The organism is Kitasatospora sp. NPDC097691 (assembly GCF_040302665.1).
In the GTDB taxonomy this organism is placed as follows: domain Bacteria; phylum Actinomycetota; class Actinomycetes; order Streptomycetales; family Streptomycetaceae; genus Kitasatospora.
Window position 1 is genome coordinate 21,243 of the sequence record NZ_JBEORY010000087.1, and the last position, 10,385, is coordinate 31,627.

Annotated in this window: 10 protein-coding genes and 1 pseudogene; 7 read left to right on the forward strand and 4 right to left on the reverse strand. The window is 71.3% G+C overall.

What is annotated here, in order from left to right; translation table 11 throughout:
* Positions 1-209 precede the first annotated feature (209 nt).
* Both ABTY56_RS36460 and ABTY56_RS36465 read right to left on the reverse strand, forming a co-directional pair.
* Positions 210-551 carry a DUF3817 domain-containing protein gene (locus ABTY56_RS36460; RefSeq protein ID WP_350633926.1) on the reverse strand — a complete coding sequence of 114 codons (342 nt, stop codon included), beginning with the start codon at positions 549-551 and terminating at the stop codon, positions 210-212.
* 76 nt (positions 552-627) lie between these two features.
* The gene (locus ABTY56_RS36465) at positions 628-1,164 is read right to left on the reverse strand and encodes a MarR family winged helix-turn-helix transcriptional regulator (RefSeq protein ID WP_350633927.1); all 537 of its coding nucleotides are present in this window, start codon (positions 1,162-1,164) and stop codon (positions 628-630) included.
* Between the two features lie 495 nt (positions 1,165-1,659).
* Here ABTY56_RS36465 and ABTY56_RS36470 point away from each other — a divergent pair, with 495 nt between their 5' ends.
* Both ABTY56_RS36470 and ABTY56_RS36475 read left to right on the forward strand, forming a co-directional pair.
* Entirely contained in the window at positions 1,660-3,288 is a 1,629-nt protein-coding gene (locus ABTY56_RS36470; protein ID WP_350633928.1) for a M4 family metallopeptidase, read from the forward strand.
* 468 nt (positions 3,289-3,756) lie between these two features.
* The gene (locus ABTY56_RS36475) at positions 3,757-5,385 is read left to right on the forward strand and encodes a M4 family metallopeptidase (protein WP_350633929.1); all 1,629 of its coding nucleotides are present in this window, start codon (positions 3,757-3,759) and stop codon (positions 5,383-5,385) included.
* A gap of 169 nt (positions 5,386-5,554) precedes the next feature.
* On the opposite strand, the gene ABTY56_RS36480 is transcribed toward ABTY56_RS36475, so the two are convergent.
* Complete coding sequence (locus tag ABTY56_RS36480; RefSeq protein WP_350633930.1) at positions 5,555-5,866, reverse strand: DUF3817 domain-containing protein; 312 nt, start codon at positions 5,864-5,866, stop codon at positions 5,555-5,557.
* A 352-nt stretch (positions 5,867-6,218) separates the two neighbouring features.
* Between ABTY56_RS36480 and ABTY56_RS36485 the strand changes: the two genes are divergently transcribed.
* The 5 genes from ABTY56_RS36485 (at position 6,219) to ABTY56_RS36505 (ending at position 10,002) form a co-directional block, all read left to right on the forward strand.
* A complete protein-coding gene (locus ABTY56_RS36485; protein ID WP_350633931.1) occupies positions 6,219-7,016 on the forward strand; it encodes a DUF2127 domain-containing protein in 798 nt (265 codons plus the stop codon).
* 80 nt (positions 7,017-7,096) lie between these two features.
* Positions 7,097-7,735: an AIM24 family protein gene (locus tag ABTY56_RS36490; protein ID WP_350633932.1), complete on the forward strand. Its 639-nt coding sequence runs from the start codon at positions 7,097-7,099 to the stop codon at positions 7,733-7,735.
* Positions 7,735-8,385 (forward strand): AIM24 family protein, encoded by a 651-nt coding sequence (locus ABTY56_RS36495; protein WP_350520245.1) that lies wholly within the window; start codon positions 7,735-7,737, stop codon positions 8,383-8,385. Before ABTY56_RS36490 ends, ABTY56_RS36495 begins: the two co-directional genes overlap by 1 nt.
* Positions 8,386-8,636: 251 nt before the next feature.
* Entirely contained in the window at positions 8,637-9,446 is an 810-nt protein-coding gene (locus tag ABTY56_RS36500) for an AIM24 family protein (RefSeq protein WP_350633935.1), read from the forward strand.
* A 40-nt stretch (positions 9,447-9,486) separates the two neighbouring features.
* Positions 9,487-10,002 (forward strand): MarR family winged helix-turn-helix transcriptional regulator, encoded by a 516-nt coding sequence (locus tag ABTY56_RS36505; protein ID WP_350633933.1) that lies wholly within the window; start codon positions 9,487-9,489, stop codon positions 10,000-10,002.
* A 73-nt stretch (positions 10,003-10,075) separates the two neighbouring features.
* Here the strand turns inward: ABTY56_RS36505 and ABTY56_RS36510 are convergent.
* Positions 10,076-10,385, reverse strand: a pseudogene (locus tag ABTY56_RS36510) (methylmalonyl Co-A mutase-associated GTPase MeaB); the annotation flags it as partial.

Genomic DNA, 10,385 nt, shown 5'->3' on the forward strand with positions numbered 1-10,385 from the left:
ACTTGTCGACGGATGACACCCCCGAAAGGGCCGGAAGGCGGAGCCGGCCGTTCCCGGATCCGGGAACGGCCGGCCCGGGAACGGCCGAGGGCCCCTCCCCCGCGGCGGGGAAGGGGCCCTCGTGCGGGCTCTCGCGCGGGCTCTCGCACGGGCCCTCGTACGGACTCTCGCACCGGCTCCCGGGCAGACCTCCCGGGCGGCCGGTCGGCTCAGACGCCGGCCGGCTGGCGCGCCTCGGCGCCCGCCGGGAGCTTCTCGGCGGCCTCGCGGGCCACCTTGCGCTCGAAGACGAAGGAGAGGAACGGGATGCAGCCCGCCGCCAGGGTCAGCACCAGTCGGCCGAGCGGCCACTTCAGCTTCTGCCCGAGCAGGAAGGTCACCACGAAGTACCCGATGTACAGGTAGCCGTGCAGCATCGCGACGTACGTGGTCACGTCCTCGGCCGTGCTGAAGCCGTACTTCGCGACCATGAAGCCGCAGAACACCAGCAGTGCCACACCGGTCGCAATGGCCAGGCCCCGGTACCAGCCCAGCAGGGGGGTCGCCTTCATACTCTTCCTCGCCTCGCTCGGCAGTTTCGGCAGGTACGCCCGGATCCGCGCACCGCTCCCACGAGGGTAGCCGTCCTCACGCCTCCCCCTGCGCAGCCCCCTCGTCGGGCTCGGAGAAGTCACCGGCCGCGATCCGCAGCGGCTTCAGCAGGTCGAACACCTGGCGGCACTGCTCGGGGCCGTACTCCTCCAGCCCGAACTCCATCGCCATGAGTTCCCGGGTGGCCTCCTCGACCGCCTCGCGGCCGCGCTCGGTGATAGCGGCCAGCACGCCGCGGCCGTCCAGCGGGTTGGGGCGGCGGGCGACCAGGCCGGCCCGCTCCAGGCGGTCGACGGTGTTGGTCACGCTGGTCGGGTGGACCATGAGCCGCTCACCGATCTTGGAGAGCGAGAGTTCGCCGGTCCGGCTGAAGGTCAGCAGCACCAGCGCCTCGTAGCGGGCGAAGGTCAGCCCGTACGGCTTGAGCACCGCGTCCACCCGGGACAGCAGGATCTGGTGGGCGCGCATGATCGAGGTGATCGCCGCCATCGAGGGGACTCCACCCCAGCGGCGGGTCCACAGCTCGTCGGCGCGGGCGATCGGGTCGAAGTCGAGTGCGAGGGGCTTGGCCACGTCCTTACCGTACCGGCGGACGGGACGCCTGCTACCAGCTGTCCTGATGGTGGACAAGCGCAACACGTGGCGGGATCCCGCCAATCGGACGGCCAGGTCCATACCAGGACATTGCACCGGTGTGAACGGACTGCAACGAACGTACGGCGCACCGGGGTTGACCGCCGATCGCGCCAACCCCGTGCCACCGGGCCTCCGTTCGGGCGGTAACCCGTCGAAAGGAGGGGTGATCCGTTCCATTTGTCCGCTCGTTCACAATCCTTCCCACTGGCGGGACTTGGCCAATCCATGAGCAAGACCTGTCATTTGATTTGCTCGATTGTCATGCTTTCCGCCAACCCCGTACGGCCTCCACCACCCCCACCCCCGGTGGCCGGCCGCTCGACCGCTCGGGGCCCTGAACGTCAGTGCCCGTCCCGCCCCTCAGGTGCCGACCCCGGCCCCCGGGACGCGGCGCGACCGCGCCCACACGCGGTTTCCCGGAAGGACTCGTTCGTGAAGCGAAAGCTCGCCGCAGTCGCCGTACTCTCCGCCACCGCCCTGCTCACCGGCGTCGTCCAGGCCGGCACCGCCGCCGTCGCGGACCCCGCCCCGCACTCCCGGGCCGGACAGGGCGCCGACCTGATCGCCCTGGCGAACGGCCAGGCGGGCAAGGTGGCGCACGCCCTGGCCCTGGGCGGCCAGGAGCAGCTGGTGGCCAAGGACGCCGTGGTGGACGCCGACGGCACCCGTCACTTCCGGTACGAGCGCACCTTCGCCGGCCTCCCGGTCCTGGGCGGCGACCTGGTGGTGCACCAGAAGGCGGACGGCTCGACCACCTCCGTGGACAAGGCCACCGGTGCGACGATCGCCCTGCCGAGCCTCACCCCGCAGATCCCCGCCGACAAGGCCGCCGCCCAGGCGACCGGCGCGGTGCAGTCCACCGTCGGCATCACCGCCGACCAGGACGAGGCCCCGCTGACGGCCGTGCACCAGACCGGCAAGGCCGAGCTGGTGGTCTGGGCCACCGACGGCAACCCGCGCCTGGCGTACCGCACCACCGTCGAGGGCGAGCGCGCCGACGGCACCCCGAGCCGTCAGCTGCTGGTGACCGACGCGGCGAGCGGCCAGGTCCTCTCCACCCACGAGGAGGTGCAGACCGCCGCCGGCACCGGCAAGGGCGTCTTCGTCGGCACCGTCCCGCTGACCACCACCCAGAGCGGCACCTCGTACCAGCTGAAGGACGCGAGCCGCGGCGGGCAGGCCACCTACACCCTGAAGGGCAGGACCTCCGGCTCCGGCACCCTGGTCGCCAACTCGACCGACAGCTTCGGCAACGGCCTGTCCTCCAACGCCGAGTCCGCCGCCGTGGACGCCCAGTTCGGCGCCGCCGCCACCTGGGACTTCTACAAGAACACCTTCGGCCGCAACGGCATCAAGAACAACGGCGTCGGCGCCGCGAGCCGGGTCCACTACGGCCGCAACTACGTCAACGCGTTCTGGGACGACAGCTGCTTCTGCATGACCTACGGCGACGGCACCAGCAACACCCACCCGCTGACCGAGCTGGACGTCGCGGGCCACGAGATGAGCCACGGCGTCACCTCGGCCACCGCCAACCTGAACTACTCGGGCGAGTCCGGCGGCCTCAACGAGGCCACCTCGGACATCTTCGGCACGATGGTCGAGTTCTACGCCAACCTGCCCGCCGACAAGCCGGACTACCTCATCGGCGAGCTGATCGACATCAACGGTGACGGCAAGCCGCTGCGCTACATGGACCAGCCCTCCAAGGACGGCGCCTCGGCCGACTACTGGTCCTCCACCGTCGGCAACAAGGACGTCCACTACTCCTCCGGCGTCGCCAACCACTTCTTCTACCTGCTCGCCGAGGGCAGCGGCGCCAAGACCATCAACGGCGTCAGCTACAACAGCCCGACCTCCAACAACTCCACCCTCGCCGGCATCGGCCGGGACAAGGCCGCGCAGATCTGGTACCGCGCGCTGACCACCTACTTCACCTCCACCACCAACTACGCGGGGGCCCGCACCGGCACCCTGAAGGCCGCGGCGGACCTGTACGGCGCGAGCAGCGCCGAGTACAACGCCGTCGCCGCGACCTGGGCCGCCGTCAACGTCAACTGACGTACGGCACCAGCGATCCGGACGCCCGGGGCCCCTCGGAGGGGGGGCAGGCCCCGGGCGTCCGCCCGTTCCGGGCCGCCGGGCAGGCCGGGCAGGCCGCGCAGGCCCGGACGCCGGGGGCCGCCGGGGCCGCCGGGGCCGTACGACTGTCAAGGCCGCCCGGCTGGCGGAGTCCCGCCAGGGGGGCGAACAGCACATACCGGGCAACCGGCGGCAACCGAACCATCCGTACCGGGACTGGCGATTCCTGGCCAATCCCCGGACGCGACCTGTCCATTCCGGCCCGTAATTGTCATGCTTCTGACCACGTCCCGTCCGACCTCCGCCACCCCCACCCATCGGCGGAGCGTCAGGAACCGCACGGGAACGGCACGTCCGCGCCCTACCGCCCCACGGCGCCAACCCCGGCGCCCCGGTACGCGGCGCACCCGCACGCACCCGCGGGTCTCGTGGAAGGAACCCCCGTCCGTGAAGCGAAAGCTGACTGTCGGAGCCGTACTCTCCGCCACCGCCCTGCTGGCCGGCGTCGTCCAGATCGCCGTCGTCCCCGCCGCCCAGGCCGCCGCCCCCGCGCCGGAGCAGCAGCAGTCCGCGCTGCTCGCGTTCGCCGCCGGGCAGAGCGCCCCGGTCGCACAGGCCCTCGCCCTCGGCGGCCAGGAGCAGCTGGTCCCCAAGGACGTCGTGGTGGACCGGGACGGCACCCGACACCTCCGGTACGAGCGGACCTACGCCGGCCTGCCGGTGATCGGCGGCGACCTGGTCGTCCACCAGAAGGCCGACGGCTCGGTGGGCTCGGTCGACCGCGCCTTCGCCGGCCGGCTGTCCGTGCCCAGCCTGACCCCGGCCCTCGCCGCGGGCCAGGCCGCCGAGCAGGCCACCGCCGCGGTGCGCGCCACGGTCGGCATCGCCGCCGACACGGACGAGGCGGCGCTCAGCCGGGTCGACGGCGCCGGCGCGACCGAGCTGGTCGTCTGGGCGGCCGACGGCGCCCCGCGCCTGGCCCACCGCACGGTGGTCACGGGCGAGCGGGCGGACGGCACCCCGAGCCGCCAGGACGTCGTCACCGACGCGGCCACCGGCCAGGTGCTCTCCAGCCAGGAGCACGTGCAGACCGCGACCGGCACCGGCAAGGGCGTCAACGTCGGCACCGTCACGCTGACCACCACCCAGAGCGGCTCGAACTACCAGCTCAAGGACGGCAGCCGGGGCAACCAGTCGACCACCGACCTCAAGGGCGGCACCTCGGGCAACGGCACGCTGTTCAGCAAGACCAGCAACTCCTGGGGCAACGGCTCGCCGTCCAACCGCGAGTCCGCCGCGGTGGACGCCCAGTTCGGCGCCGCGGCCACCTGGGACTACTACAAGAACACCTTCGGCCGCAGCGGCATCAAGAACAACGGCGTCGGCGCCGCGAGCCGCGTCCACTACAGCACCAACTACGTCAACGCGTTCTGGGACGACTCCTGCTTCTGCATGACGTACGGCGACGGGTCCGGCAACACCCACCCGCTGACCGCCATCGACGTCTCCGGCCACGAGATGAGCCACGGCGTCACCTCGGCCACCGCCAACCTGAACTACTCGGGCGAGTCCGGCGGCCTCAACGAGGCCACCTCCGACATCTTCGGCACCATGGTCGAGTGGTCCGCCAACCTGCCCGCCGACCCGCCCGACTACCTCATCGGCGAGAAGCTCAACATCAACGGCAACGGCACCCCGCTGCGCTACATGGACAAGCCCTCCAAGGACGGCGCCTCGGCCGACTACTGGTCCTCCACCGTCGGCAACAAGGACGTCCACTACTCCTCCGGCGTCGCCAACCACTTCTTCTTCCTGCTGGCCGAGGGCAGCGGCGCCAAGGTGATCAACGGGGTCAGCTACAACAGCCCGACCTCCAACGGCTCGACGGTGACCGGCATCGGCCGGACCAAGGCGGCGGCCATCTGGTACCGCGCGCTGACCGTCTACATGACCTCCACCACCAACTACAAGGCCGCCCGCACGGCGACCCTGAAGGCCGCCACCGACCTGTACGGCGCGACCAGCACCGAGTACAAGACGGTCGCGGCGGCCTGGAGCGCGGTGAACGTCAACTAGCCGGCCGCCTCCGGCACGAGCCACCCCCGGTAAGAAACGGCGACAGGCTGCCGCGGCCCTTTGGGAGAGGAGGCCGTGGCAGCCTGTCGACCGTCCGCGTGGCGGACCGGTCCCGGAGCCGAGCGGTGGTGGAGCTCAGGCAGTGGCGGAGCTCAGGCGGTGGCGGAGCTCAGGCGATGGCGGGCTTCAGCTCGCCGCGCTCCTCACGGGCGAGCATCCGCTCGGCGAGGAAGCCGCCGGTGGGCAGCACCGCGAGGACGAACAGCAGGATGCCGCGCTTGGCGTCCCACTTCTGCGCCTGCCAGGCCTGGATCCAGAAGACCACGTACAGGATGAACAGGACCCCGTGGACCATGCCCATCACCGGGACGGCGTCGAAGGAGGTGGTCCGCTTCAGCACCGAGCAGATCAGCAGCAGGATGAACGAGACCCCTTCGGGGCCGGAGACCAGGCGCAGGCGGTGGACGGCGCTGCTGTTCACGTTGGGTACCTCAATACGGGGGTCGGAGGCGTGGGCGCGCTTGTGAAGCGACTCACAAGCCTTCGGGCCATTATCACCGAGCACATGTCCGACTCCCCTGCCGGGGTGGGCTCCGTGCCCGATCTCACAGCGCCCGGCCGCGCCGCGTCGGCACCCGGCTCCGCGCCCGCCGCCACACCGCCGACGAGCCCGACGGGCCCTTCCCGCCGTCGCCGCGGCCCCGTCCCTTGTCACAGCTGTGTGCCGGAACGCGACCGAGCGCGACCGCGCGTCACCGGGAACCCCTATCCTGCTGCCCGCGCGCCCACCGATCCGGGCGCCGGAAGCATCACGCCACGGGGGTAGTCACCACATGTTCAAGCGCGACTGGGACCGCAGGACCTGCGCCAAGCGCGGCCACATCACCTACGCACCCACCGAGCCCGAGCTGGCGTCCCGGCTGCACGCCGCCACCGCCCTCGGCGACGCCTGGCGCTGCCTGCGCTGCGGCGACTTCGCGCTGGGCGCCCCGCACGGCTCCGGCCCCGCCGAGAACGCGCCGCTGGTGCCGCGCGGCAAGGCGCTGCGGGACCTCTTCATCCTGCGCTTCCTGGCCGTCGAGCGGGTGCTGCGCGGGCTGCTGATCATCGTGGTCGCCTGGGCCGTGTGGAAGTTCTCCAACAGCCAGGACGCGGTGCACCGGATCTTCGACGAGAACCTGACGGTCTTCCGGCCCGTCACCGACCACTTCCACTGGGACCTCGAACACGCCCCGATCGTCGAGACGATCCGCAAGACCTTCGACTTCAAGAAGAGCACCCTGCTGATCGTCGCGGGCGCGCTGGTGGCCTACGCCGTGATCGAGATCGTCGAGGCGGTCGGCCTCTGGCTGAACAAGCGCTGGGCCGAGTACCTGACGGTGGTCGCCACCGCGGCCTTCCTGCCGCTGGAGGGCTACGAGCTGAGCCACCACGTCAGCGCGGTGAAGATCTGCACCCTGGTGCTCAACATCGCGGCGGTCCTGTGGATCATGCTCTCCAAGCGCCTGTTCGGACTGCGCGGCGGCGTGGTGGCCTTCGAGGCGGAGCGCCACTCGGCCTCGCTGCTGGAGGTCGAGCAGGCGGCCGACGCGATCCCGCACCCCGGGCAGGGGGCGCACGCGCGGGGCTGACCGGCGCGTTTGTCGCAGCCCCGTACCAGTTGCGCCCCGCACTCTCCCCGGGCCGCGGCCGCACCGGCTAGATTGCGGCCGTGGCACAGTTCAGACTCCAGGGATCGCGAGTGCTCGCCGTCGACATGGGCGGGGACGCCGTCAAGGCCCGACACGGCTCCATGGTCGCCTACACCGGGCAGATGACCTTCAAGAAGCTCACCGGCGGCGGGGACGGCCTGCGCGGCATGGTCGCCCGCCGGCTGACCGGCGAAAAGATGACGGTCATGGAGGTGAAGGGCCAGGGCACCTGCTACTTCGCCGACAAGGCCGCCGAGATCAACCTGGTCCGGCTGAACGGCGAGACGCTGTACGTCGAGGCGGACAACCTGCTCTGCACCGAGTCCAGCCTGCACACCGGCACCAGTTTCACCGGCCTGAACGGCATGTCCTCCGGCAACGGCCTCTTCACCACCAAGGTGGAGGGGCACGGCTGGGCCGCCGTCACCTCCAACGGGCCGGCCATCATCCTGCGGGTCGACAAGGGCCTGCCGCTGCGCGTGGACCCGGGCGCGTACGTGGCGCACACCGGCAACCTGCACCGCAGCCTGAAGTCGGGCGCGGGCTGGACCACGGTCATCGGCGAGGGCGGCGGCGAGGCCGTCCAGGTCGAGTTCACCGGCGACGGCCTGGTCTACGTGCAGCCCTCCGAGAAGATCACCATCGGGGGTGACGTCTGATGGGCTTCACGAAGATCAACGGAAAGATGGTCGAGGCCCAGGTGGTGCCCGGCCAGCGGCTGTTCAGCCAGCGCGGCGCGATGCTCGCGTACAGCGGCGACGTCCGCTTCACGCCGAACATCACCGGCGGGCAGGGCGGCGTGATGTCGATGATCGGCCGCCGGGTGGCCAACGAGGACACCCCGCTGATGACCGTCGAGGGCCAGGGCCGGGTGATGTTCGGCCACGGCGGCCACCACGTCCACGTGATCGACCTGTTCGGCGACACCCTGTACGTCGAGGCGGACCGGCTGCTCGCCTTCGAGGGCACGCTGCGGCAGTCCACCATGTTCATGGGCTCGCAGGGCGGGGTCATGGGCATGGTCCGCGGCCAGGTCACCGGCCAGGGCCTGTTCACCACCAAGCTGGAGGGCAACGGCTCGGTCGCGGTGATGGCCCACGGCGGCGTCTTCGAGCTGCCGATCGTCCCCGGCCAGTCGGTGCACGTCGACCCGCAGGCGTACGTGGCGCACCGCGGCGACGTCCGCAACAAGCTGTCCACCGCGATCGGCTGGCGCGACATGATCGGCCGCGGCTCGGGCGAGGCGTTCCAGCTGGAGCTGTCCGGACAGGGCACGGTGTACGTCCAGGCGAGCGAGGAGAAGCTCTGATGTCCTACCCGCCGCAGCCCCCGTACGGGTCCCCGCACGACCAGCCGACCCAGCCCGGCTTCGTCGTCCCGCCGCCCCCGCCGAACCACGGCCCGCAGCCGGGCTACCCGCAGCAGGGCGGGTACCCCCAGCAGGGCGGGTATCCGCCGCAGGGCGGGTACCAGACACCCCCGCCCGGGCAGCCGCAGCAGCCCCCACAGGCGCCCCAACAGCCGTACGCCCAGGAGCAGTTCGGCGGTCCGATCGCCCCGCTGCCGACCACCCAGGGCGGCGCCGGCCCGGTGGTGCACGACGTGCACAGCCTGCCGGTCAACGACAACGTCAACCCGTACGCCTTCTCGGTTGAGCTGAACGGGTCCTACTTCCTGCAGAAGGGCAAGATGGTCGCCTACTACGGCGACATCACCTTCAAGGGCGTCGGCGCCGGGATGATCGACCGGATGCTCGGGCAGCACTTCAACTCTCCGATGCACGCGGCGGACTGGGTGGTCGCCGAGGGCCGCGGAAAGCTGCTGCTGGCCGACCGGGCGTTCGACCTCAATTCGTACGACCTGGAGGACGGCAACCTGACCGTCCGCTCCGGCAACCTGCTCGCCTTCGACCCGACGCTGCGGCTCAAGCAGTCGATCATCCCGGGCTTCCTGACCCTGATCGGCACCGGCCGCTTCGTCGCCGCCTCCAACGGGCCGGTGCACTTCGTCGAACCGCCGCTCCGGGTGGACCCGCAGGCCCTGGTCGGCTGGGCGGACTGCCCGGCACCGTGCCACCACTACGACCACGACTACATGCACGGGCTGATCGGCGGCATCCGGCGGCTGACCGGTATCGGCGGCGCGTCCGGCGAGGAGCACCAGTTCGAGTTCATCGGTGCCGGGCAGGTACTGCTGCAGTCCAGCGAGAAGCTGATGGCCGAGCGGTCGGTCGGCCAGGTGGGCGCCGAGGCGGGCGTCCCGATGGGCGGAGTGCCGTCACAGCCGGGTTCGGCCGGTCACGGCGGCGGCAATCCCAACCTGCCGGGGCTGGGTAACCTGGGCGAGCTCGGCCGACGTTTCGGCCTGTAAACTTGTACAAGATTGAACTAAATCAGGTATGCTGGGCGCCATGGATACGCACACGACCGACACTGCGGACAACCCTCCGTCGCAGCCCGAGGAGGAGACTCCCTGGCTGACCGCCAGGGAGCAGCGGATGTGGCGCGCCCATCTGGAGGTCGCCAAGCTGCTGGACTACCAGCTCAGCCGCGAGCTCCAGCCCCACAACCTGGCGATCAACGACTACGAGATCCTGGTCGTGCTCTCCGAGGCCCCGGACCGCCGGATGCGGATGACCGACCTCGCGACCGCCACCCTGCAGTCGAAGAGCCGGCTCTCCCACCAGATCACCCGGATGGAGAACGCCGGCCTGGTACTCCGCCAGGAGTGCCCCGGCGACCGCCGCGGCCTCTACGCCCACCTCACCGAGCAGGGCTGGGAAACCATGCAGCGCGTCGCCCCGGACCACGTGCGCAGCGTCCGGGCACACTTCATCGACCGCTTCACCCCGGAGCAGCTGGACGCCATGTTCGACGCCCTCGCCCCGATCGCCGACCACCTCCGCGGCCTCCGCGGCCGCGGCTAGCCACCGGTCGCACTCCCCCGCCCCGCCCCGACCGCACTCGCGGCGGGGCGGGGCGCATCGCGGGGCCGGGCGGTCAGCTGGTGGTCAGGCCGGCGACGAGTTCGTCGGCGGCGCCGTACGGGTCCAGCTCGCCGGCGGCGACCCGTTCGGCCAGCGCTGCCAGGTGCCGGTCCCCGCGGAGGTCGCCGATGCGGGCGCGCAGTTCGGCCAGCGCGATCGCCTCGATCTCCTCGGCGGCCCGGCGGCGGCGGCGCACCGCGAGCTCGCCGTGCTCCTCCAGCCAGGCGCGGTGCTTCTCCAGCGCCTCGACGACCTCGTCCACGCCCTCGCCGCGGGCCGCGACGGTCTTCACGATCGGCGGGCGCCAGTCCCCCGCCTCGCGG

What these genes read in the sequence shown, in the direction of transcription:
- ABTY56_RS36460 (WP_350633926.1), bottom strand. Translation starts at nt 551, where the DNA reads ATGAAGGCGACCCCCCTGCTGGGCTGGTACCGGGGCCTGGCCATTGCG.
- ABTY56_RS36485 (WP_350633931.1), top strand. Translation starts at nt 6,219, where the DNA reads ATGTTCAAGCGCGACTGGGACCGCAGGACCTGCGCCAAGCGCGGCCAC.
- ABTY56_RS36495 (WP_350520245.1), top strand. Translation starts at nt 7,735, where the DNA reads ATGGGCTTCACGAAGATCAACGGAAAGATGGTCGAGGCCCAGGTGGTG.
- ABTY56_RS36505 (WP_350633933.1), top strand. Translation starts at nt 9,487, where the DNA reads ATGGATACGCACACGACCGACACTGCGGACAACCCTCCGTCGCAGCCC.